At 69.6% G+C, this 23,053-nt stretch carries 20 protein-coding genes and 1 rRNA gene; 15 read left to right on the forward strand and 6 right to left on the reverse strand.

Annotated features, from left to right (window positions below; genetic code table 11):
• Positions 1-151: 151 nt before the first annotated feature.
• The 3 genes from ABH936_RS03580 to ABH936_RS03590 form a co-directional block, all read right to left on the reverse strand.
• Complete coding sequence (locus tag ABH936_RS03580; protein ID WP_038569735.1) at positions 152-796, reverse strand: NUDIX domain-containing protein; 645 nt, start codon at positions 794-796, stop codon at positions 152-154.
• Positions 793-1,326 (reverse strand): GtrA family protein, encoded by a 534-nt coding sequence (locus ABH936_RS03585; protein ID WP_235181956.1) that lies wholly within the window; start codon positions 1,324-1,326, stop codon positions 793-795. Before ABH936_RS03585 ends, ABH936_RS03580 begins: the two co-directional genes overlap by 4 nt.
• A 150-nt stretch (positions 1,327-1,476) precedes the next feature.
• The gene (locus tag ABH936_RS03590; protein WP_038569732.1) at positions 1,477-2,823 is read right to left on the reverse strand and encodes a cytochrome P450; all 1,347 of its coding nucleotides are present in this window, start codon (positions 2,821-2,823) and stop codon (positions 1,477-1,479) included.
• A 331-nt stretch (positions 2,824-3,154) separates the two neighbouring features.
• Here ABH936_RS03590 and ABH936_RS03595 point away from each other — a divergent pair, with 331 nt between their 5' ends.
• The 3 genes from ABH936_RS03595 to ABH936_RS03605 all read left to right on the forward strand — a co-directional run bounded on the left by ABH936_RS03595 (position 3,155) and on the right by ABH936_RS03605 (position 6,111).
• Positions 3,155-3,400, forward strand: a complete 246-nt coding sequence (locus ABH936_RS03595; RefSeq protein ID WP_404602642.1) for a dienelactone hydrolase family protein — start codon at positions 3,155-3,157, stop codon at positions 3,398-3,400.
• Between the two features lie 27 nt (positions 3,401-3,427).
• Positions 3,428-3,916, forward strand: a complete 489-nt coding sequence (locus ABH936_RS03600) for a DUF3995 domain-containing protein (RefSeq protein WP_038569730.1) — start codon at positions 3,428-3,430, stop codon at positions 3,914-3,916.
• Between the two features lie 152 nt (positions 3,917-4,068).
• A complete protein-coding gene (locus tag ABH936_RS03605) occupies positions 4,069-6,111 on the forward strand; it encodes an NAD(+) synthase (protein ID WP_038569728.1) in 2,043 nt (680 codons plus the stop codon).
• Positions 6,112-6,159: 48 nt separating this feature from the next.
• Here ABH936_RS03605 and ABH936_RS03610 read toward each other — a convergent pair whose 3' ends face one another.
• The gene (locus ABH936_RS03610; RefSeq protein ID WP_200874221.1) at positions 6,160-7,032 is read right to left on the reverse strand and encodes a siderophore-interacting protein; all 873 of its coding nucleotides are present in this window, start codon (positions 7,030-7,032) and stop codon (positions 6,160-6,162) included.
• A 221-nt stretch (positions 7,033-7,253) separates the two neighbouring features.
• On the opposite strand from ABH936_RS03610, the gene ABH936_RS03615 reads away from it, so the two are divergent.
• The 6 genes from ABH936_RS03615 to ABH936_RS03640 all read left to right on the forward strand — a co-directional run bounded on the left by ABH936_RS03615 (position 7,254) and on the right by ABH936_RS03640 (position 12,508).
• The gene (locus ABH936_RS03615; protein ID WP_038569724.1) at positions 7,254-8,297 is read left to right on the forward strand and encodes an iron-siderophore ABC transporter substrate-binding protein; all 1,044 of its coding nucleotides are present in this window, start codon (positions 7,254-7,256) and stop codon (positions 8,295-8,297) included.
• 89 nt (positions 8,298-8,386) lie between these two features.
• Complete coding sequence (locus ABH936_RS03620) at positions 8,387-9,412, forward strand: iron ABC transporter permease (protein WP_038571883.1); 1,026 nt, start codon at positions 8,387-8,389, stop codon at positions 9,410-9,412.
• Positions 9,409-10,464, forward strand: a complete 1,056-nt coding sequence (locus ABH936_RS03625) for a FecCD family ABC transporter permease (RefSeq protein WP_404602636.1) — start codon at positions 9,409-9,411, stop codon at positions 10,462-10,464. Before ABH936_RS03620 ends, ABH936_RS03625 begins: the two co-directional genes overlap by 4 nt.
• Positions 10,461-11,249 carry an ABC transporter ATP-binding protein gene (locus tag ABH936_RS03630; protein WP_006946336.1) on the forward strand — a complete coding sequence of 263 codons (789 nt, stop codon included), beginning with the start codon at positions 10,461-10,463 and terminating at the stop codon, positions 11,247-11,249. The genes ABH936_RS03625 and ABH936_RS03630 overlap by 4 nt, the downstream gene beginning before the upstream one ends.
• 36 nt (positions 11,250-11,285) lie before the next feature.
• A complete protein-coding gene (locus ABH936_RS03635; RefSeq protein WP_171969853.1) occupies positions 11,286-12,128 on the forward strand; it encodes a hypothetical protein in 843 nt (280 codons plus the stop codon).
• Positions 12,125-12,508: a metallopeptidase family protein gene (locus ABH936_RS03640; RefSeq protein ID WP_006946306.1), complete on the forward strand. Its 384-nt coding sequence runs from the start codon at positions 12,125-12,127 to the stop codon at positions 12,506-12,508. The genes ABH936_RS03635 and ABH936_RS03640 overlap by 4 nt, the downstream gene beginning before the upstream one ends.
• Positions 12,509-12,634: 126 nt before the next feature.
• Here ABH936_RS03640 and ABH936_RS03645 read toward each other — a convergent pair whose 3' ends face one another.
• The gene (locus ABH936_RS03645; protein ID WP_006946313.1) at positions 12,635-13,291 is read right to left on the reverse strand and encodes a 4'-phosphopantetheinyl transferase superfamily protein; all 657 of its coding nucleotides are present in this window, start codon (positions 13,289-13,291) and stop codon (positions 12,635-12,637) included.
• Between the two features lie 92 nt (positions 13,292-13,383).
• On the opposite strand from ABH936_RS03645, the gene ABH936_RS03650 reads away from it, so the two are divergent.
• The 3 genes from ABH936_RS03650 to ABH936_RS03660 all read left to right on the forward strand — a co-directional run bounded on the left by ABH936_RS03650 (position 13,384) and on the right by ABH936_RS03660 (position 18,570).
• Positions 13,384-16,743 (forward strand): SNF2-related protein, encoded by a 3,360-nt coding sequence (locus ABH936_RS03650; RefSeq protein ID WP_404602643.1) that lies wholly within the window; start codon positions 13,384-13,386, stop codon positions 16,741-16,743.
• A gap of 138 nt (positions 16,744-16,881) precedes the next feature.
• Complete coding sequence (locus tag ABH936_RS03655; RefSeq protein ID WP_288756598.1) at positions 16,882-17,631, forward strand: trans-aconitate 2-methyltransferase; 750 nt, start codon at positions 16,882-16,884, stop codon at positions 17,629-17,631.
• Positions 17,632-17,697: 66 nt separating this feature from the next.
• Positions 17,698-18,570, forward strand: a complete 873-nt coding sequence (locus ABH936_RS03660; protein ID WP_288756597.1) for an SDR family NAD(P)-dependent oxidoreductase — start codon at positions 17,698-17,700, stop codon at positions 18,568-18,570.
• 62 nt (positions 18,571-18,632) lie between these two features.
• Here the strand turns inward: ABH936_RS03660 and ABH936_RS03665 are convergent, their stop codons facing one another.
• Positions 18,633-19,292 carry a hypothetical protein gene (locus ABH936_RS03665; RefSeq protein ID WP_170957251.1) on the reverse strand — a complete coding sequence of 220 codons (660 nt, stop codon included), beginning with the start codon at positions 19,290-19,292 and terminating at the stop codon, positions 18,633-18,635.
• A gap of 242 nt (positions 19,293-19,534) precedes the next feature.
• Here ABH936_RS03665 and ABH936_RS03670 point away from each other — a divergent pair, with 242 nt between their 5' ends.
• The 3 genes from ABH936_RS03670 to ABH936_RS03680 all read left to right on the forward strand — a co-directional run.
• Positions 19,535-21,679, forward strand: a complete 2,145-nt coding sequence (locus ABH936_RS03670; protein WP_404602637.1) for an ArnT family glycosyltransferase — start codon at positions 19,535-19,537, stop codon at positions 21,677-21,679.
• Positions 21,680-21,793: 114 nt separating this feature from the next.
• Complete coding sequence (locus tag ABH936_RS03675; RefSeq protein ID WP_038569711.1) at positions 21,794-22,465, forward strand: response regulator transcription factor; 672 nt, start codon at positions 21,794-21,796, stop codon at positions 22,463-22,465.
• A 510-nt stretch (positions 22,466-22,975) separates the two neighbouring features.
• Positions 22,976-23,053: ribosomal RNA gene (locus ABH936_RS03680) — 16S ribosomal RNA — on the forward strand; the annotation flags it as partial.

Consider the following 23,053-nt stretch of genomic DNA (forward strand, 5'->3'; position numbering starts at 1 on the left):
ACGCCCGAGCGCGAGCGTCCGTCTCGACGGTAGAGCGTTACTGACGAGTTGGGGCGCGATTGACGCAAGGTGTCGTTCGGATGCGAACGGGTGGGCCTGGTTGGAGTGTGCTGCTGCGTTCCGAGGGCGCGCAGGACACGATCTCCGGGTTTCAGATGCGCCCCGTCGCGAGTGCCGCGTACATGAGGGCCGCGACGGTCTCGCCGTCGCTGATGGTGCTGTCACGGACGAGGCTCATCGCCTCGTCCCATGGTACGAAGCGGACGGCGTCGATGCCCTCGGCAGCTTGCTCGGCTTCCACGTCGACGGTGGCGCTCGCGATGTCGGCTGCGTCGGCCACGGTGCCGTCACCCAGGGCACCGACGTTGCCGGGCGGCTCGACGTCCGCGCGGCCGCCGATCGTCAGACCCGTTGCGAGATAGACGAACTCGGGTGCATCGCACACGCCGTTGAGCGCGTTCATCCGCCCGATCTCGTGCCACTCGGATGCCACGAAACCGGTCTCCTCGAGCAGCTCGCGGCGTGCTGCGTCGAGCAGGTCGTCGCCGTCGCACCCGCCTGCCGGGACCTCCAGCGACATGCCGCGCGTCGCGTAGCGATACAGCGAGACCATGAGCACGGCCCCGTCGTCATCCATCGCGACGACGAACACCGACGGATGCTGCATCGTCACGACGCCGTAGATGCCCTCGCCGCCGTCGGGCCGTAGAACGGCGTCCTCGCGCACGGCGATCCACGGGTTCGAGTAGACCTCGCGGGAGCCCGTCGTCGTCCACCCGCCGTGCGCGTCACTCATGCGGCCGGCGGTGCGTCAATAGCTTCGACCTCGACGTCCTCAGCAGGCTTGCCCGCGACGAACACGAGCGTCTTGTAGCCCCAGAACCGGAACAGTGTCGCGAGCACGAGCCCGACGCCGTTGGCAGAGATGTTGTCCGCGAGCTTGCTCGTCAGGCCGAGGACGTAGTGGCTGAATCCGAGGCAGCCCATGGCGATGAGTCCGCCGACGGCGCTGACGGCGAGGAAGATGAGCACCTCGTGGTGCACCTGCTCGCGCCGCGTGTCCTTGAGCGTCCAGTAGCGGTTGCCGAGCCACGCGACGAGGACGCCGAGCGCCGTCGAGACGAGCTTCGCCGTGACGGCCTGGTCGTACATGATGCCGTGCCCATCAGGGCCGGCATAGCGAAGCACGTTGAACCCGCCCGCGTCCGCGACGAAGGCGAGCCCGCCGACGACGACGAAGCTGATGAGCTGCTGACGCGCGGCCAGCAGCCGCTCCATCATGCGGCGGCTCTTCGTCGATCCGGGCGGTGCGTCGGGAATGGTCACTGAGGCTGCTTTCGGCTGACGTCGGGGTCGCTCGATTCTAGGGCGGTGATGACGGGGGCCGCGCTGTCCGTCGGGGCGCCTGGGTCGTGCGCGGCACCTGCGACGATCGCGCCGCGGTCGGCCTCGCGTGCTTCTCGTCGCACCTTCCGATCAGGCGCGCGCCGCCAACCGCGCCGGCAGCGTCGCGTATCCCCGCAGGATGCGCGTGGGCCGACGGGTGGAGCCCGGCAGCAGTTCGACGTCGAAGCGGTCGAAGAACACGCGCAGCGCGACCTCGCTCTCCATCCGTGACAGGGCCGCGCCGAGGCAGAAGTGGCGCCCGGACGAGAACGCCAGGTGCTCGCGCGCGTTCTCGCGGTGCACGTCGAACGCGTCGGGGTCGTCGAAGATCTTCGGGTCGCGATTGGCTGCCGCCAGGACGGTGACGACGAGCGTCCCGGCGGCGACGTCGACGTCTGCGACGCGCGTGTCGCACGTCGCCGTGCGCGCCGTCAGCAGCACGGGCGGGTCGAAACGCAGCGTCTCCTCGACGGCGTTGAGCCAGGACGCCTTGCCGCTGCGCAGCGCCGCGAGCTGCTCGGGGTGGTCGACGATGAGCCGGATGGCGTTGCCGAGCAGGTTGACGGTTGTCTCGAAACCGGCGGCGAGGACGAGCCCGGCCACCGACTTGAGCTCCTGGTCGCTGAGGCCGACGCCGTCGTCCTGCGCCTGGATGAGCGCGCTGAACAGGCCGTCACCCGGCTGCGCTCGCTTGGCGGCGAGGTGGGTCTCAAGCCACGCGTCGAACTCGTCGAGCGCGCTCTCGGTGCGGCGGAACGTCGCCCAGTCGAGCCCCAGGTCGAGGCTCGAACCGGCGTGCCCGCCGAGACGCAGCACCGTCTCGTACTCGCTCTCGGGGACCCCGAGGATCTCGGCGATGACGGTGACGGGCAGCTGCTCGCAGTAGCGCGCGACGAGGTCGACGTCATGCCCGGCGCGCGCGTCGGCCTCGAGGTCGTCGAGCAGCTCGGTGGCGACCTGCTCGGTGCGTTCGCGCAGGGCCTCGACGGCGCGCGCGGTGAACACGCGGGTGACGAGCTTGCGGTTGCGCGTGTGCGTGGGGCCGTCCGTGGCCAGCAGGGACGGCGGCTCGAGCGGCCCGATCGTCGTGCTCGCCGCCCACGTCAGCGCGCCGCGGACCGCGCGCGAGGTGTCGCCGGGGAGGCCGGTGCGGAAGTCGTTGCTCGTCAGCACCTCCTTGACGGCGTCGTGCTCGCCCGTCAGCGTCGAGAGCTTGCCGGTCACGATGGCGCCGCCGCCGCGGATGCGCGCGAGGATCGGCGCGAGCTCCTCCGGCAGCAGGCCCGTCGTCTCGGTGCTCAGCACCCCCTGTGGGTCGCCCTGCGACGCGACGCGCACCAGCGCCCTGCGCGGGATGGCGTGCTGCAGGCTCCAGCGCACGCTGGGTGTGGCGTGCTCGACCAGGCGGCGGGGGATCCGCGTGGTGAGGGCGGACATGAGGCCTCCAACGGCTGTGAACGTGTCTCACGTCACACTACAGATGTAGGGCGGTGACGGGAACACCTCGCGGCTGACGTCGCCCGCTCCGGCTCTGGCACGGCGCCTTCGACGCGCTGTGCCCGCTCGTCGCACGGGTGTTCGTTCGATGTTCACGTCGCGGCGTAGCGGGGCGTGGGGGCCTCTGGAGTACGGTCACGGCATGGCTGACGTCCTGATGCGCACCGTTGATCTGGCTCAGGCTTCGAGGCAGCAGGGTGGCTCTGAGCGCCTCTCGGCCTACCTTGCGCGCCCTGGCGGGGACGGGCCGTGGCCCGGCGTCGTCATGGTGATGGAGATCTTCGGCGTGAACGACGACATGCGTGCGCACGCGGAACGCATGGCGTCGTGGGGGTACGTCGTCATCGTGCCCGATTTGTATTCCGACGCTCGCGCCGCTGTGGCACGTGGCCGGCTTCGGCGGCAGCCGCGACGACGCCGAGCGCGCCTAGCAGCGTATCCACGACTATTTCGACGCCCATCTGCATGTTCCGGCAGCAGCGTCGGCACCTACCGTCAGCTGACTCAGCGGGCATGATCATCCCTTCGACGGGCAGGTGAGAGCGTGACCGTCCAACCGTCAGGTCGCCGCTCGTCAGCGTCGTGCTGGTTCGTCCTCGCCGCACTCGCCGGCGTCATCCATGCCGCGGTGACGCTCTACTGGGCGCTGGGTGAGCGGGGGTTGTTGTGGACGATGGGTGACAGCTTCGTGGCTCAGTTCGCCGACATCATGTGGGTCTTGTACCCGGTGGCGTTGGTCAAGGGCGTGAGTGCGGTCGCTCCGCTCTGGCTGGCGAGGCGGGGCTGGCCGCTGCGTCGTCTGACGCGCCCCGTCTGCTGGGTAGGGAGCGTCGTGCTCGTGGCGTGGGGTGGCGCGAACACGGTGCTCGCCAACGCCGTGTTGCTCGGCGCTGTTCGCCCTGACGGAGGCTTCGACCGTGCCGCGATGATCGGGCATGCCTGGATCTGGGATCCGCTGTTCCTGGTGTGGGGCGCAAGCCTCGCCGCGGGTCTGTGGTCGACGCGCCACAGCGAGGGCCAGCCGACGGAGTGAAGCGGGCGCATCTGCTCGCGAGGTGCGCCACGCACCCGGCCTCCCCTGACCAGGCGACGACGACGGCGCCGTCGCTGCGTGCTTCCGAGATCACCACGAGTCCGGCCTGCCTGACGCTCGCGGTTGTCACCCCCGGCTGACACACTGACGGCATGAACTTCCGCTCGCTCTATGCTCACGGTTTTGCGCGCGTTGCTGCGGTGACGCATCCCGTCGCGCTCGCCGATCCGACGACGAACGCGGCGCGCGTGCTCGACGTCGCCCGCGAGCTGCACGACCGGGGCGTCGCAGCGGCGGTGTTCCCCGAACTCGACCTCACCGGCTACAGCATCGACGACCTGGTCTTCCAGGACGTGCTGCTCGACGACGTGCTCGCGGCCATCAAGACGATCACCGACGACTCCGAAGGTCTGACGCCGGTGCTCGCCGTCGGCGCGCCGCTGCGCAAGGGCACGCGGCTGTTCAACTGTGCCGTCGTCATCAAGGACGGCGAGGTGCTCGGCGTCGTGCCGAAGAGCCACCTGCCCACCTACAAGGAGTTCTACGAGAAGCGCTGGTATGCACCGGGTCTCGACCAGCGCGGGCAGTACATTGACCTCGGCGACCTGGGCGAGGTGCCGTTCGGACCCGACCTCATCTTCCGCGCCGTCGACCTGCCCGACCTCGCGATCCAGGTCGAGATCTGCGAGGACGTGTGGGTGCCGATCCCGCCGTCGTCCGAGGCCGCGTCGGCCGGCGCGAGCGTCCTCATGAACCTGTCGGGCTCGCCGATCACGATCGGCAAGTCGTCGCAGCGCAGCCTCGTCGTGCAGAGCCAGTCGTTCCGCACCCTCGCCGCGTACGTCTACGCCGCGAGCGGCGAGGGTGAGTCGACGACCGACCTTGCCTGGGACGGGCAGACGATGATCTACGACCAGGGCACGCTGCTCGCCGAATCCGAGCGATTCCCGAGCGGCCCGCGCACGAGCATCGCCGACGTCGACCTGGGCGCCATCCGCCAGGCCCGCATGCGCTTCAACAGCTACGACGACAACCGTCCGGGCATCGGCCCGGCGCGTCCGCTGCGTGAGGTGCCGTTCGAACTCGGCGCCCCGGACGGTGACCGCGGCCTGCTCCGCGAGATCGAGCGCTTCCCGTTCGTCCCCGCCGACGACGCGCAGCTCGCGCAGGACTGCTACGAGGCGTATGAGATTCAGGTCTCGGGCCTCGAGCAGCGCATGCGCTCGATCGGCGCGCCGAAGATCGTCATCGGCGTCTCCGGTGGCCTCGACTCGACGCACGCCCTCATCGTCGCCGCCCGGGCGATGGACCGTGTCGGGCGCCCGCGCACCGACATCCTCGCGTACACGATGCCCGGCTTCGCGACGAGCGATCACACGAAGTCGAACGCGTACAAGCTCGCCGAAGCGCTCGGCGTGACGTTCGAGGAGGTCGACATCCGGCCGATGGCGACGCAGATGCTCAAGGACATGGGCCACCCCGCCGGCAGCGGCGAGCCCGTCTACGACGTGACGTTCGAGAACGTCCAGGCCGGCCTGCGCACCGACTTCCTGTTCCGCATCGCGAATCAGAGGGGTGGCATCGTCCTCGGCACCGGCGATCTGTCCGAACTCGCGCTCGGCTGGTGCACGTACGGCGTCGGCGACCAGATGTCGCACTACGGCGTCAACGCGGGCGTGCCGAAGACGTTGATGCAGCACCTCATCCGTTGGGTCGCCTCGGGTGACGAGTTCTCCGCCGAGGTAGGCGAGACGCTGCTGTCGATCCTCGACACCGAGATCTCGCCCGAGCTCGTGCCGACGAAGGAGGGCGAGAAGCCGCAGTCGACGCAGGACGCCATCGGCCCCTACAACCTGCAGGACTTCACGCTGTACCACGTGCTGACGCACGGTGCGCGCCCGAGCAAGATCGCGTTCCTCGCGATGCACGCCTGGCAGAACGCTGACGAAGGGCGCTGGCCGAGCGGTTTCCCCGACGACGAGCGCCCCGCCTACTCCCTCGCCGAGATCAAGAAGTGGCTCGAGGTGTTCCACAAGCGCTTCTTCAGCCAGCAGTTCAAGCGCTCGGCACTGCCGAACGGGCCGAAGGTGAGCGCCGGCGGCGCACTGTCGCCGCGTGGTGACTGGCGCATGCCGTCCGACGCGTCGTCGCGCGCCTGGCTGGCCGAGCTGGAACGCAACATCCCGAACGAGTGAGGAACGCTCAGCACGGCGGGCGGCTGCGCCGATCGTTCGCGTCGAGCGTCAGCCCGTCAGGGCAGCGGTCTGCGTGGGGGGAAGCCAGTAGCCGAGCGTCTTGACGCAGTTCTTCGCGAGACCCGCGGCGCGCAGCTTCTTCGTCAGAGCTCGTGTCGTGACGGTGTCGCACGCACCCCACGCGAAAACGCGCGGGCAATCGGCCGGTACGGCAAGAAGATTCGGTCGATCACCTCGACACGTGCGCCCGAGCGCCGGGTCGCCCAACTGGCTCAGGTCGGCGAGCACCTCGTCGACGGCGTCGAGCAGCGCGCCGCCGTCACGTTCGCGGCGCACCCAGCGCAGCGCGTCGCCGTCGCGCAGTCGCACCGGCAGTGCGCGGTCGTCAGGGTGCGTCCATTCGAGGACGAGGGTCGTCGGCGCCGGCGACAAGGCGTCGAGCAGCGAGTTGATCGCGGGCAGTGACGCGGGGTCGCCGACGAGCAGGTGATGGTCGACGTCGTCGCAGCCCGGCAGCGACGGTTCCGAACCGTAGAGGCTTGCTTCGACCTGATCGCCCGGTTGCGCGCCGAGCGCCCACGCCGTCGCGGAACCGTCGTGGATGGCGAACTCGAGCCAGAACGTGTCCGTCGGGACGTCGGGGTCGACGAGCGTGTACGCCCGCTGATGCCCCGCACCCGTGCCGGAGCGATCGGCGAACCACAGCCGCACCCACATCGTCGGATACGGCGCGTGTGTACGCAGAAAACCGTTGCCCGAGAATCGAATCCGCACGAGTCGTGAAGATGGTTGTTCGCGCTCGAGCACGGTGAAGACGAAATCCTGGGCGCGCAGTTCGCGCAGCACACGGCCCGCCTCGCCGCGCTCGACCCGTAGCAGGGTGCGTGGTGGCGTCATCGCGTCGTGGGGCTGGTCGCTCACGCGTCCCGCCTTCCTTCGGTGGCCCGGCGGTGACTGCCGTGGCCGGTGGTGATGCCGTCCCCGCACCTATCTGAGACGCGACGTGAGCCTCAGTCCGCGCGGTTGACGATCTCGACTTCTATAAGGTTAGCATTGCCTAACTCGCGGTCCGGCAGGGCCTCGCGAGAACCATCACGTCATGACACGGGTGCCGTCGTGCGCCTGAACGAAAGGTCGTCCGCATGATCAACCGCCGTGGCTTCTTCGCCATCGCCGCCGCCGGTGCCACCAGCGCCCTCGCCGCCTGCAGCACCGGCTCGTCGTCCGACAAGGCCTCGAGCGCCACGTCGGGATCAGCCGGCTCGGCGGGTAGCGGCGCGGGTTTCCCCGTCACGATCAAGCACGCCCTCGGCACGGCGAAACTCGAGAAGGCCCCGACGAAGGTCGTCACGGCCGGCTGGTCGGACGCCGACATCCTGCTCGCGCTCGGCGTCGTGCCCGTCGCCGCGCCGGCGATCACATGGGGCGGCAACGCCGCGAAGTCGAGCGACTGGTTCGACGCGAAGCTCAAGGAGGTCGGCGGCAAAGCACCCGAGCGTTACAGCGATGCCGACGGCACGCCCGTCGACAAGGTCGCCCAGTACCAGCCCGACTTCATCTCGGGCACGAACTCGGGCCTCAAGCAGGCTGAGTACGACAAGCTGACGAAGATCGCTCCCACCCTCGCCTACCCGACGTACCCGTACGGCACGTCGTGGCAGGAGTCGACGAAGATGATCGCCGAGGCGCTCGGCAAGAAGGACGAGGGCGAGAAGGTCATCTCCGACACGCAGGCCAAGGTCAAGGCCGCCCTCGACAAGCACCCCGAACTCAAGGGCAAGAGCGTCGCCTGGGTCTACTTCGACGCGGCCAAGCTCAACTCGATCACCGTCTACACACTCAACGACAACCGCCCGCGTGGCCTCGCCGACTTCGGTCTCAAGACGCCGTCGTTCGTCACCAAGGCGAGCCAGGGCGCGAAGACGTTCTCCACGGAACTGTCGGCCGAGAAGGCCTCCGAGCTCGACGCCGACATCGTCGTCTTCGACGCGGTGGACGCGGCGACGACGAAGAAGATCACCTCCGACAAGCTGCTGTCGCAGATCCCCGCGTTCAAGAAGGGCAGCTACCTCGCGCTGACCGACCAGAAGGCGTCCGAGACGATGGCCAGCCCGACGCCGCTGTCGATCCCCGTCGCGATCGACACCTTCCTGCCGAAGCTCGCCGAGGCCGCGAAGAAGGCCTGAGCGTAGGCTCGTTCGAGGATTCGCCCGGCTGCCACCGCGAGACGGTGTGACGCGCCGGGCGAATCGTCGTTCCACTGGAAAGGGTGACGATGTCGACTCCCGCCGCGCCCCGCGCCGGCACCGATCAGCGTCGCACGCCGCGCATCGACGCCCGCCGCGTGCTCGCAGGCGGGCTGACGCTGCCGCTGCTGCTCGCGTTCGCCGTCGCCGTCTCGCTCACCGTCGGGGCGGGCTCGTTCCACGGCGGTGACGTCTCGGCGCTGCTCGCCTCGCGCGGCGACCGCACCGCCATCGGCATCATCGTCGGCGCTGCCGTCGCGATGGCGGGGACGGCGATGCAGGGCATCACCCGCAACCCGCTGGCCGACCCCGGCATCCTCGGCATCAACGCGGGCTCGGCGCTCGCCGTTGTCATCGGCATCACGTGGTGGGGCGTCTCGAACCTACTCGGGTACGTATTGCTGTCGCTCGTCGGCGCCGCCGTCGCGGCGGTCGCCGTCATGACTCTCGCGACGTTCGGTGCGCGCGCTCTCGGGCAGGCGTCGCAGTCGGGGCCGCTGACGCTGGCGCTGTCCGGCATGGTGTTCACGGCGGGCACGTCGTCGATCGCGCAGGCCGTGCTCGTCTCCAACGGCAAGTCGCTCGATACCTACCGCTTCTGGCAGGTCGGGTCCGTCGCCGGCCGCGACCTCGGCGATCTCGTGCCGGCTGTGCCGTTCCTGCTCATCGGATTTCTCGTCCTGCTGTCCTCCGGACGGCGCCTCGACGTCCTCGCCATGGGCGATTCCGTCGCCGCTGGCCTCGGCGAGCGTCCTGACCGGCTGCGGCTCGTCATCGGCGGAGCGGGCGTCATGCTCGCCGCGGCCGCGACGGGTATCGCCGGGCCCATCGCCTTCGTCGGGCTCGTCGCGCCGCACGTCCTGCGCCCCCTCATCGGCACGTCCTACCGCGTCCTGGTGCCGGCCGCCGGCGTGCTCGGCGCGTGCATCGTCGTGCTGGCCGACACCCTCGGCCGCATCGTCTCCCCGCCCGGTGAGGTGCAGGTCGGCATCATGACGGCCGTCCTCGGCTGCCCTGCCCTGCTGTGGGTCGTCGCGCGAATGAGGTCGCTGTGAAGCGCGCGACGGCAGCACACGCCACGACGCCCAACACGTTCGACGCCGCGCGCCGCCGACGTCGGGGCGTCATGCTGGTTGCGCTGGTGCTCGTGACGTTCGGCGTCTTTCTGGCCCGGTGCCTGCTCGGTGACTTCACCGTGACGATTCCCGATTTCGTCCGCATCCTTCGCGGCGAGCATGTCGACGTGCCGGCCGCCAACTACATCGTCATGGAGTCGAAGCTGCCGCGCGCGCTCGCGTGCCTGCTCGCGGGCGCCGTGTTCGGGGCGTGCGGTGCGGCGATGCAGTCGCTCGTGCGCAATCCCCTCGCCAGCCCCGACGTCCTCGGCATCTCGCTCGGCTCGAGCACCGCGGCCGTGTTCTGCACGACGATCCTCGGCTGGAGCGGCGCGGGCGTGACGGGCGCCGCCATCGCGGGTGGCCTCGCCATCTCCGCGGTGATCCTCGGGATGGCACGCGGGCAGACCCCGCGGATGATCCTCGTCGGGATCGCCCTGGCCGCGGCGCTGCAGTCGCTCATCCAGTGGATCCTGCTCGAGTCGAACGCCTACCAGGCGCAGGACGCGATGGCCTGGCTCGCCGGGTCCGTCTCGGCCGTGTCGTGGCCGCAGATCACCCGGCTCGCCGTCGTCGGCGCGCTCGTGCTCGTCGTCCTCGCGGCCCTCGCGCACTGGCTGCGCGTGCTCGAGATGGGGCGCCCGCTCGCCATCGGCCTCGGCGTGCCCGACGGGTTCGTGCGCGCCGTGACGTTCGGCGTCGTCGTCATCGGTGTGGCCGTGACGACGAGTGTCTGCGGGCCGATCTCGTTCGTCGCGCTGCTCGCCGGCCCGATCTCGCGGCGCCTCATGGGCCGCACCGCCATCGTCGCGGCCGCTCTCGTCGGCGCGATCATCACGATCGCGGGTGACTACGTCGGTGCCTACCTCGTTCCCGGTGACAACAAGCTGCCCGTCGGGATCATCACCGGCCTCGCCGGTGCGCCTGTCCTCGCCTGGCTGCTGCTGACCTCGCAGCGCCCGCCCCGCCGTTCGAAAGGCCGTGCCTCGTGACGTCCCTCGCCGCCCATGACCTCGTCCTGCGCTACGGATCCGGGCGTTCCGCAGGCCCCGACATCGTGCGAGGCATCACCTTCGAGGTGCCCGAGAACGCGGTCACCGTGCTGATCGGCGCGAACGGCTGCGGCAAGTCGACGCTGTTCGCGGGCCTGGCGCGGCTGCTCAAGCCCGCGGCCGGCGATGTGCTTCTCGACGGGCGCAGCATCGACGCGACGCCGACGCGCGAGGTCGCCAAGGCCCTCGCGCTGCTGCCGCAACACCCCATTGCGCCGGAGGGGATGACGGTGGCCGAGCTCGTGCGTCAGGGACGCACCCCGCACCAGGGCCTGCTCGGGCGCGGCGGGCCCGACGACGACGCTGCCGTCGCCGCGGCGATGGAGGCGACGGGCGTCAGCGAACTGGCAGAACGCACCGCCGATTCTCTTTCCGGCGGCCAGCGTCAGCGGGTGTGGCTCGCGATGGTGCTCGCGCAGCAGACCGGCATCCTCCTGCTCGACGAGCCGACGAGCTTCCTCGACATCGGCCACGCCGTCGAACTGCTCGACGTCGTCCGCCGCCGCAACCGCGAGCACGGAACGACCGTCGTCATGGTGCTGCACGACCTGTTCCTCGCGGCGCGCTACGCCGACCATCTCGTCGCGATGCAGGACGGTGAGATCGTCGCGGCGGGCGAGCCGACCGACGTGCTGACGGCGCAGCTCGCCGAGCAGCTGTACGGCATCCCGTGCGTCGTGCATCCTGACCCGAATACCGGACGTCCGGTGGTGCTGCCGCGCTAGGCTCGAGCCACCACACGTCGATCGGGAGGGTTTGCCATGTCTCGCCAGCGCACCACGAGGCGGATGACGATCAAGCGCGCGATGCTCGCGTCGAGCGCCGTCGCGGCCCTGACGCTCACGGGGTGCTCGATGGGCTCCGACTCCGGTACGTCCGCCGCGAGCAGCGCGACGAGCGCCGCCGCGAGTGCGGCCTCGAATGCGAGTGGTTCGTCGAGTGCGGCGCCGTCGACCGATGTGTCGACGAGCCCTGCGTCCGAGTCGAGTTCGCCGTCGAGCGCATCGAGCTCCGTCGCCGCGTCGAGCGTGGCGCTGCCCGCCGACACGCAGCTGGCGAAGGCGACGGCGAACAAGTTGTCCTTCTCGGTGCCGAAGTCGTGGACCGTCGTCGACGGTGAGCTCGGCAAGCAGGACGTGGTGAAGAAGCAGCTCGAGCCGGTGGCGAAGAAGTCCGGCATGTCGCCCGAGAAGTACGTCGCGCAGATGACGTCGGCCGCAGACGTCCTCGCGATCGACGCCACGGGGGCGCAGAGGTTCAACGACAACATCAACGTCCTCAAGGTGACGCGTCCGAGCCTGGCGGGCAAGGCCCAGCTGGAGAAGGAACTCAACCAGCTCAACGCTGCAAGCGGTGCGAACGGGTCGAACAGTTCCAGCGACATGAAGGTCACCACCGGTGAATACAGCCGCATCACGACGCCGGCCGGCGCCGGAGAGCAGATGGAGTACACGCTGACGACGAAGGGTGTCACCGTGCACGGTGTCTCCATGGTCATCCCGAACGGCAGCGGGTCGTACTCGATGCTGACGGTGAGTGCCTCTGCGGCGGACAAGGCTGCCGAGTACGCGAAGACCGTCGCCGAGACCGCGCAGAAGATGTGACGCACCTCAGTCGGGAGCAGTTCGAGGACGCCGTCGGCGAGGCACTCGACGGCGTACCGCAGCGCTTCCTCGACCGTCTCGACAACGTCGTCTTCCAGGTCGAGGACGAGCCGTCACGCGAGCAGCTCGCCCAGGCCTGCGTCGCGCACGGCGAGGGCGAGCTGCTCGGGTTGTACGTCGGCGTCGCGCTACCGGATCGTGGCGAGGGCTACGGCTGGGGAGCCCTGCCCGACCAGATCTTCCTATTTTCCGGCCCCATCCAGCGGCTGAGCCACAGCCGCGAACAGGTGATCGAACAGATCCGCGTCACGCTCCTGCACGAGATCGGCCACTACTTCGGCCTCGACGACGCCCGCCTCCACGAGCTGGGCTGGGGCTGACCCCTCGCCCCTGCATGCCCCCGCGTCCATCTGCGATTTTCGTCCACATTCGCGATTCCTGTCCCCCGCTGCGATTCGCGTCCACGTTCGTCTCGTGGACGACGGCTCCGATGGCGTCCTCGGCCCTCAATCCGACCGCATCGCCCAGGCCCCGAACGTCGACGGGCCGTCGTAGCCCTCGAGGTCGTCGCTGATGTCGACGATGCGCCAGCCGGGCGGCATGCGCGCGCGGTCGCTGACGTCGTCGCGATCGAGGGGCGCGTTGAGCCCCTCACCCGTGGCCTTGAGCAGGGCTTCCTTCCGCGTCCAGATCTGCGTGAAGGCCCGACGTCCGTCATCGTCGCTCGCCGCTGCGTCGATGACGGCCTGCTCGCCGGGATGCAGCATCCGGCTGACGTCGGTGACGGTCGACGCCGCGGCCAGCACCTCCACGTCGATCCCGACGGGGACGTCCGCAGAGGCGAGCGCGGTGATCCACGGCGTCGAGCTCGTCGAGAAGAACCCGTCATGACCGACGGCGCGTGGACGCCCGTGCGGCTTGCCGCACGCCGTGCACGGCTCGCGCCAGTAGCGGATGTCCTCGTGAGGAATGGCCGCGAGGTTGGCCAGCTCATTGCGCAGCTGCGCACGGCGCGTGACGAACTCGCCGCGCGCGGTGTCCGAGCGCACGGCCAGGGCCCGCGCGCGTTCGTCGTCGTCGAGGCTGTCCGGGCCCAGCGTCGCGACGTCGGCCGCGGTGAGGGGCGCCCACGTCGCGCACAGGACGATCGACGGCGTGTGCATGCCGCCACCCTACGGCTCGCTGCGTCGCTCGAGCGGTCATTTTCCGCGGAATTCCGAGGTTGTCGCCGCGCTGCGCTAGCCTCGCGGACGTGATGAAGTTCGAGCCGGACGAGGCCACGTGGGTGCTGACGAGCACGGACGTCGGCCTGGCTGCCGTCGTCGGTGACGGCGCCTTCGGGCGCGGTCTCGACTACGCCATCGGGGGCAAGGTCATCGCGCTCGCGACGGCTGATCGCGGGCGTGTCCTCATGGGCACGGTCACCGGCAACGGTCTCGCGCCGTATCAGTGCCTCGTCACGTACAAGGGTGAGGCCGGCAACGGTGAGCCGTTGTGGGTCTCGCGGTGCACATGTCCTGTCGCGACCGAGTGCAAGCATGCGGTCGCCTCGATCCTCGCCGCTCGTCGCGCGCTGACGTCGGGGGTGCGCGAGGGCAGCGTCAGCCGCACATCGGCCCCGTCCGGCACGCGAAACGCCGCCGAGTCCAACGTCGTTCCCCTCTTCGGCGGTGCCGCGGCGTCCTCGACGAGTTCGTGGCGTGACAAGCTCACGGCGAGCCTCGGTCCGGACGAGTCGCAGCGCGCCGCGGCGCGGTCGGCGAGCCCGTCGAGTGATGCATGGCGCGCGCAAGTCGGCCTGCAGTTCGAGCCGAAGGCTCGGCCGGCGTCGTTGACCGATTCGACGCCCGTGCAGCGGTTCGAGCTCAAACCGACGAAACTCATGCGTACCGGCCGTTGGTCGCGCACCGCGACGTGGCTCGACGCCCGCAGCAGTGCCGGCATCGCCGAGGCCGAGGAGCACCAGAGCGAGGCGCTGCGCCGCTTCATCACGCCCCACAAACCGCGGGTCGGCAACGGCCAGACCGTCTACCTCGACGAACTGGGCCCCGGCGTCTGGCAGGCGCTCGCCGAACTGACCGACGCAGGCGTCACGCTGATGCTCGCCGCGACGCCGGGCGAGGGCGTCACTCTCGCCGAAGCGGCCGAGGTGAGCCTCGGCGTCCACCGACGCGATGGCGGGCTCGTCCTGACGGCCGACGTCGTCGGCGTCGACCTCGAACCCGAGTTCGGTACGGCGACGCTCGTCGGCGATCCGGCCCACGGCGTCGCCATCCTCGACCGCGGCAGCCTCAAGCTCGTGCCGTTCCACGAACCGCCGCACGCCCTGCTCCAACCGCTCCTGCTCGGCGACGTCATCGAGGTGCCCGAAGCCGACGTGCCCGAGTTCGAGGCCGAGTTCCTGCCGCAGATCCGCCGACACGCGAGCGTCAGCGATGCGTCGCAGACGCTGACGGACGCCGTCGAACCGCGCCTCTTGCTCGTCGTCGAGCCGGTCACCGTCGGCAAGGCGAAGGTCGAGACGTTCTTCACGTACGGCGAACGTCGCGTCCCCTCGCCGCCGATGGGGCGCGGGCGCCAGTTCTCCAGCGAGGCCGCCGTCATCGCGCGCGCGGCGCTGCCGTTGAGCCGTCTGCGGCTGACGCGCGCCGTGCCGGCCTTCGACCTATGGGTCAAGCAGACCGCCGAACTGACCGGTCTGGAGGCCGTGCGTCTTGCCGACGCCATACCCGAGCTGCGGGCGATCGACGGCGTCGACGTCGTCATGAAGGGCGAGTTGCCCGCCTACGAGGAGGCCGAGGACGATCCGATCGTTCAGGTCGGCGTCAATGAGGCCGGCCTCGCGACCGACTGGCTCGACCTGCAGATCACGATCAGCGTCGACGGCCAGGAGGTGCCCTACCCCAACCTCATCGAGGCGATGAGCAGGGGGCGTGACGTCATGATGCTGCCGTCGGGCACGTACTTCCGTCTCGATTCACCGCAGCTGCTCGACATCGCCAAGGTGCTCGAGGAGGCGCAGCAACTCACTGACAAGAAGAGCGACGGCCTGCAGATCAGCCGTTACGACATCGGGTTGTGGGATCAGCTCGTCGGGCTCGGCATCGTCGAGGCGCAGCGCTCGCAGTGGCAGGCGGCCGTCGAGGGGCTGACGAGGTCGGGGTGGAACCCGGAGAGCGTCGAGCTGCCCCCGTCGTTCCGGGCGACCCTGCGCCCCTACCAGCTCGAGGGATACGCCTGGCTCGCCAACCTGTGGGACGCGGGGCTCGGCGGCGTGCTCGCCGACGACATGGGGCTCGGCAAGACGATCCAGACCCTCGCGATGCTCGAACGCGCCCGCGTCGCAGGCGAACTCGACGCGACGCCCGCACTCGTCGTCGCACCGACGTCGGTGCTGGGCGTGTGGGCGCGCGAGGCTGTGCAGTTCGCGCCCGAGCTGAAGGTTCGGGTGCTCGCCGAGACGTCGAAGAAGCGCGGCACCGAGGTGGCCGAGGAGATCCAGCGGGACGATCCGCACGTCGTCGTGACGAGTTACGCCATCGCACGCCTCGACGCCGACGCGTTCCATGCCTGCGGGTGGCGCGCGCTGATCCTCGACGAGGCGCAGATGGTGAAGAACCACACGTCGCAGACCTTCCAGGCCGTCAAGAAGATCGGCGCGCCGTTCGGGCTCGCGATCTCCGGCACACCGCTGGAGAACTCCGTCATGGACGTGTGGTCGCTGTTCAACCTCGTCGCGCCGGGGCTGTTCCCACGCCCGGAGGATTTCATCCGTCGCTACCGGAAGCCGATCGAGCAGGGGGAGGGGCACGTCGCCACAGATGCGCTCAAGGGCCTGCAACGGCGCATCGGCCCGCTCATGCTGCGTCGACGCAAGGGCGACGTCGCGCCCGATCTGCCCGAGAAGCAGGTGCAGCGCGTCGACGTCGCGATGTCGTCGCAGCACGAGCGCGTCTACAAGCGGCACCTGCGGCGCGAGCAGCAGCGCCTCATGGGCCTGCTCAAGGATCCGGACGCCAACCGTGTCGAGATCCTCGCCGCGCTCACCCGCTTGCGTCGTCTCGCACTCGACCCGGCCCTCGTCGACGACGAGTTCGCCGGGCGTTCGGTGAGCCGCAAGGTCGAGACAGTCGTGCAGCAACTCGCCGAGATCGCCGCGGAAGGGCATCGCGCCCTCGTGTTCAGTCAGTTCACCGACTTCCTGACGATCGTGCGCGAGGCCGCAGCCGACGCCGGCGTCTCGACGACGTACCTCGACGGCTCGACGCGCAACCGTCAGCAGGTCGTCGACGAGTTCAAGAGCGGCGAGGCCGACGCGTTCTTCATCTCTCTCAAGGCAGGCGGTACGGGGCTGACGCTGACGGAGGCCGACTACGTCATCGTCCTCGACCCGTGGTGGAACCCGGCGGCCGAGGATCAGGCCATCGACCGCGCACATCGCATCGGGCAGACCAAGCACGTCATGGTCTACCGCTACGTCAGCGCGGGCACGATCGAGGAGAAGGTCATGGAGTTGCAGGAGAAGAAGCGCAAGCTCTTCGACGACGTCGTCGACGCCGGTGCCGGCGGCGGTCGTCTCACCTCCGACGACATCGCCGGCCTGCTCGAGGCGTAGGGCGCTAGGGCGTCACGGATCACACGGCTTGGGTGGGCCGCACGGGCGGAGCCCCAATATTTATCTCGATGTAAAGTATCTTGATGTCAAGATAGCTTGTCTCCCGGCCGGCCGGACACCGTGAGGAGCGCGCCAGTCATGACCCGCGAATGGGATGCGAAGAGCTACGACGAGTTGCCGCTGCCGCACGTCGGCTGGGGCAGACGCACCATCGAGCGCATGACGCTGCGCGGTGACGAACGGGTGCTCGACGCCGGATGCGGCACCGGCCGCGACGCGGCCGAGTTGCTGTCGCGCCATCCGGGTGTCGACCTCGTCGGCGTCGACGGCTCGTCGCAGATGATCGCGCAGGCCCGCGAGCGGGTCGGGTCTGGGGCCGCATTCGCGGTCCGTGACCTCACCGAACCACTTGACGTCGCGGAGCTCGGCGCGCGGCCAGGCCCGTTCGACGCCGTCATGAGCGTCGCGTGCTTTCACTGGATCAGCGATCACGGCATGCTGTTCGCCCACCTCGCCGCGGTGCTGCGCCCGGGTGGCCGGCTGACGAGCGACTCCGGCGGCGAGGGCAACATCGAGAACGTCGAGCGCGCGATCGCGGCCGTCAACGCCGAGGGCTTCGCCCCGAAGGCCTTCGCCTCGCCCGAGGAGACGCAAGAACGCTTGGAGCGCAACGGTTTCGACGTCGATCGCGTCGCGCTGCGCCCGAGCCCGATCCGCCTCGACGACCCCGACGTTATGGAGCGCTACCTCGCGACCGTCTGCCTCGGTTCCTACCTCGAGCGCATGAGCGAGCAGGAGGGCTGCGAGTTCACCCGGGCGGTGCGCGAGGCCATGGTCGAGCCGGTGCTCGACTACGTACGTCTCGAGATCGACGCGGTGCGCCGCTGACGCATCCGGCATCCGAAGCGACGTAAGCGCCGCGAACCGGCCGGTGGCTGACCTACCGTGAAACCCATGAAGCTCAGCCGCCGAACAGCCCCCAGCCACGCCGGTCAGTGCGTGCTCGTCACCGGCGGCGCGTCAGGTCTCGGCCTCGAACTCGTCAAGCTCTTCGTGGCCGACGCCGCCCGCGTCGTCGTCGCGGACCTCCACGCCGAGCGCCCGGCGAGCGTGCCGGACGGCGTCGACTACCTGACGCTCGACGTGCGCGACGATGCCGCTTGGGCCGATGCCCTCGCCTGGGTGGAGCAGCACTGGGGGCGCCTCGACGTCCTCGTCAACAACGCGGGCGTCGCCGTCGGCGGGCGCATCGACACGACGGCGATCGCCGACTGGGAGCGCGCGCTCTCGATCAACCTCATGGGCGTCGTGCGGGGGTGCCGCACGTTCACCCCGATGATGAAGACGCAGCGCAGCGGCCACATCGTCAACACCGCCTCGCTCGCCGGGCTCGTCCACGCGCCGGCGATGGCGACATACAACGCGACGAAGGCCGCTGTCGTCGCCGTCAGCGAGACGCTGCAGAACGAACTGGCGCCGTTCGGCATCGACGTCAGCGTCATCTGCCCGTCGTTCTTCCGTACGAACCTCGCGCAGTCGTTGGCCGGAGCCGACACCGAGATGGAGGCCAACGCCGTCGAGCTCATCAACGGCTCGCCTCGTTCGGCGGCCGATGTCGCCCGCACCGCGTTCGCCGGGATCGGCGCGCGCCGACACATCATCCTCACCGACCCGGACGGCCGGGTCGCCTACGGCGCCAAGCGTTTCGTCCGGCCCGTCTATGACGCGGCCATGGCCGGCGCTGCCAAACGTGTGGCGGCGGGCAAGGATCCGCAGCCCGCGGTACTCACCCAGCTCGGGCAGTGGGTGAAACGCCGCGCTGCCTGAGGGGCGGCCGGCGCGGGCACCCGTATCGCCAGTGTGAGGCCGCCAGTTGGTGGTATCCGGCGTCAACTTCCTGACGTTCCGGCGTTTCCGCCCGTGCCTCCGGGCGCGGCGCCCGGCATCTGCCCGCCGCTCGGCGGTTGCTGGTTCGCATTGCCCGCCGAGCCGCCGGGCGCCTGGCCCTGGGCGCCCCCGCTCGTCCCGCTGCCCTGGCCTGCGGTGCCGGATCCGGACGCACCGGATCCGGACGTGCCAGATCCGGACGTGCCAGATCCAGATGCACCCGCAGAACTGGTGGTGCCGCCCGACGTTCCGTTCGTACCGGAGCCTGAGGTGCCCGAGCCGGGCATCTGCATGCCCGGGCCCATCTCACCAGTCGTGCCCTGCTGATTCTGCGACGTGCCACCGGGCCCGCCCATTCCGCCGCCCATGCCGCCCCCCGACGTTCCGGCCGGCATCGCCGCGGCCGCGCCGATCGACACGAGCGACGCCGTGCCCATGGCCAGCGCCGACACGAGCGCCGACTTCTTCGCCGACCATCGCTCGGGTGCCGGCGCCGAAGCGCCTGCCGTGTCGTTGCCGGCCGAAGCGCCCGAGGCAAACGGCGCCTCCTGCTCCGGCCCCCCGCGGTAGTCCGTGCCGGCGTCGCCATCGGTGCCCGTGTGGGGCAGAGCAGTGCGGCGGACGGGCGGGATGTCGTGCAGTGTCGGGTCGTCGTCGTTCATGCTGTGTGCGTCGGGTCGGGGGTCGTCGTGGTCCATCGTGTCTCCTTCGTGCCTGGCGCCTCGGGGCGCGACGTCGCGGGCGCTCGCCCGTCATCCGCCGTCGACGTTGCGCGCCGGCACTGTGGAGAAGCTGTGCCCGGCGTGTCGTCGGTTCATGAAGCCGCCCGTCGGCCGGCCACTGCACGGCCCCGGGCTGGCCGTCGCACAGCCGGGCCAAAGCCGAGGTCGTGACGCTCGGGGCCATGAACTCCTCGATCTCAGCCGCCGGCTCACGCCTCGCGCGGCGCGCACCGCGTCATCGCTCCCGCCGGGCAACCGACATGACGCTCCGTGGCGCGACAAGCCCCGATGCCGGCGATACCCCCGGCGCTCTCGGCACCCGCACCACGGCCTCGAACACCTCCCGCACCTCGCTGACGCGCCTCGTCACCGGCCCGCACGACGACCCGAACTGGGCCCGCCCGGCGCTGTTGGCCCTGCTCGCGGCGACTGCAGCGCTCTACCTGTGGAACCTCACCGCCAGTGGCTGGGCGAACGCCTTCTACTCCGCTGCGGCACAGGCGGGCTCCCAGAACTGGGAGGCGTTCTTCTTCGGCAGTTCCGACGCGGCGAACTCGATCACCGTCGACAAACCACCTGCGTCGCTGTGGGTCATGGCGCTGTCGGTGCGGCTGTTCGGCCTGAGCAGCTTCTCGATCCTCGTGCCGCAGGTGCTCATGGGGGTGGCCACCGTCGCCATCCTGCACGCGACGCTGAAGCGCCACTTCGGCGCGGGCGCCGGCCTGCTCGCGGGCCTCGTCATGGCGCTCACCCCGGTCGCCGTCCTCATGTTCCGTTTCAACAACCCGGACGCGTTGCTCGTCCTGCTCATGACGGCGGCCGCCTGGGCCACGATGCGAGCGCTCGAGCGCGGTTCGGTGCGCTGGATGGCAATGGTCGGCGCGTTGCTCGGTTTCGGGTTCCTGACGAAGACGCTGCAGGTTTTCCTCGTCATCCCCGGTTTCGGGGCGGCGTTCCTGCTGCTCGCTGCGGCGCCACTGCGTCGACGCCTCGTCGGCAGCCTCGTGGCCCTCGTCGCTCTCGTGGCATCCGCCGGGTGGTGGGTCGCGATCGTCGAACTGACCCCGGCGAGCATGCGTCCCTACGTCGGCGGCAGCCAGAGCAACTCCTTCCTCGACCTGACGTTCGGGTACAACGGCTTCGGCCGACTCAGCGGTGAGGAGACGGGCTCGGTCGGCGGCGGCGGGGGCGCTGCCGGCGGGCAGTGGGGTTCGACGGGGCTGATGCGCCTGTTCGACGCCGAGATCGGCGGCCAGATCAGCTGGCTCATCCCGGCCGCGATCATCCTCGGCGCCATGGGTGTCGTGATGCGCGCGCGTGCGCCGCGCACCGACGTCCGTCGGGCCGCCTACGCCGTGTGGGGCGGCTGGCTCCTGGAGACGATGCTGACGTTCTCGTTGATGGCTGGCATCTTCCACGCCTACTACACGGTGGCGTTGGCGCCGGCAGTCGCGGCGCTCGTCGGCATGGGTGGCGCGCAGGCCTGGGAGCGTCGCCGCGAACCGGTCGGCAGCCTGACGATGGCGGCCGCGGGCGCCGCGTCGTCGATCTGGGGGTTCGTCCTGCTCTCCCGCACGAGCGCCTACAGCGACGTGCTGCGCGTCGGCGTGCTGACGATCGGAATGACGTGCGCGGCACTCCTCGTCATCGGGCGACGGCTGCACGCGCGAGCCTTGCCCGTGATCGTCGCGGGCGCCGTGGTCGCGGGCCTCGCGGGGCCGACCGCGTACTCGCTCACGACGCTGACCTCCGGGCACACCGGCTCGATCGTCACCGCCGGGCCGGCGTCGGGCGGCATGGGTGGGATGCCGGGTGCGGGCGGCCGTGGCCCCGGTGCTCGCGACCTGGGTGGTTCGCCAGTAGGCGCGCCCCCGGCCGCTTCCTCGACGACGCGTGGCACCGTGCCCACCGGTGCAGGTGGGCAGGGAGTCGGTGGCGGCGGCATGGGCGGGTTGCTCGATGCCACGACACCGAGCGCCGCCGTCATCTCTGCCCTGCGGGCCGACGCGCAGCGTTACACCTGGGTGGCCGCGGCGGTGGGTTCGCAGAGCGCGGCCGGACTGCAGCTCGGAACGGGCGAGCCGGTCATGGCGATCGGCGGCTTCAACGGCACCGACCCGAGCCCGACGCTCGCCCAGTTCCAGGCCGAGGTGAAGGCAGGCAAGATTCACTACCTGCTGGCCAGTGGTGGAACATCGGCGGGCGGTGGGACGAGCTCGGCCCAGACGAGCGATGCGAGCCGCATCCTGGCGTGGGCGGAGGCCACCTACCGGCAGGTGACGATCGGATCGACGGTCTTCTACGACCTGACGCAGCCGCTCGATTGAGGCGGTCAGCCGGCCTCGACAGGGGTGAAACGCATTGGAAATCATCATTCTTCGACGTGTTTCACCTCTAGGGGTGGGGCAACGCGCGGGTGTGCCCCGTACCCTCATGGGGTGATGACTTCCGCCTCCCCCATCCGACTGGCCGTGATCGACGACTACGAGGTCGTCGTCAACGGTCTGGCCAAGATGCTCGAGCGCTACCGCGACCGGGTCGAGGTGGCCGAACTCGACATCGAGGGCCCGATGTCGACGGTCGAGCATCCCGTCGACATCGCGCTCTATGACACGTTCGGGCAGGCGCAGGGCGAGCCTGAGGCGCTGGCGCACCTGCTCAAGGAGCCCCGGGTCGACAAGGTCGTCGTGTACACGTGGAACTTCCAGCCCGACCTGGTGCGCCGCAGTCTCGATGCCGGCGTTCGGGGTTACCTCTCCAAGACGCTGCCCGCGGGCGAACTCGTCTCGGCGCTGGAGCGAGTGCACGCCGGCGAGGTCATCGTCTCGGCCGAGGTGGGCTCCGGCCCCATCGCCGGCGAATGGCCGGGGCGCGAGGAGGGGCTCACGCCGCGTGAAGCCGAGGTGCTCGCACTCATCACCCAGGGTCTGTCGAACAACGACATCGCCGCGCAGACGCACCTGTCGATCAACTCGGTGAAGAGCTACATCCGCACCGGCTATCGCAAGATCGGCGTGACGAGCCGCAGCCAGGCCGTGCTGTGGGGGGTTCGCCACGGCTTCGAGCCCGACCACCGTCGCATCGTCGCGGATCCCACCGTCCAAGATCGCTGAGCGCGCACACGCCAGGGCCGCCCCATCGTCAGGATCGACTGACGGGGGGCGGCCCTGATGTGTCCAAGGGGGTGGCGCAGGTCACCTGACGGTGATTTGGCGTCCACCTGGAGGACGTGTAATGTTTTCCGAGTCGCCGAGGGGCAGACAGCACAGAAACCCCAGTGTTTCCGGGCAGTTTGCCTCACGAGCTCGAACCTCACCGCAGTTTCGACAAGCGCGCCGGCTCCGCCAAGAGCAAGCGCCGAGTTGAAGTCGGGGAGCGAGGGTGGTAAGGTTGACGAGTTGCCCCGAGCGGGTGGCGAGCGAAAGTTCGCCGCCTCGTGTGGTGTGCGATGGTGTTTTGAGAACTCAACAGCGTGCCGATGTGATCATCGCCAAACATTTTAGTGGCACTTATGGAGTGTCGCGTGTTTTGGCTGAGTGATTAATGATTGTACAGAACTACGATGACCCTTCTGGGGTTGTTGTTTGTCACCGTTTTTTTCTCGGCCAGGGTAACAAATTTTTTCTACGGAGAGTTTGATCCTGGCTCAGGACGAACGCTGGCGGCGTGCTTAACACATGCAAGTCGAACGATGAAGCACC

Origin of the sequence: Dermacoccus sp. GAS27A (assembly GCF_044909235.1) — a bacterium.
In the GTDB taxonomy this organism is placed as follows: domain Bacteria; phylum Actinomycetota; class Actinomycetes; order Actinomycetales; family Dermatophilaceae; genus Dermacoccus; species Dermacoccus nishinomiyaensis.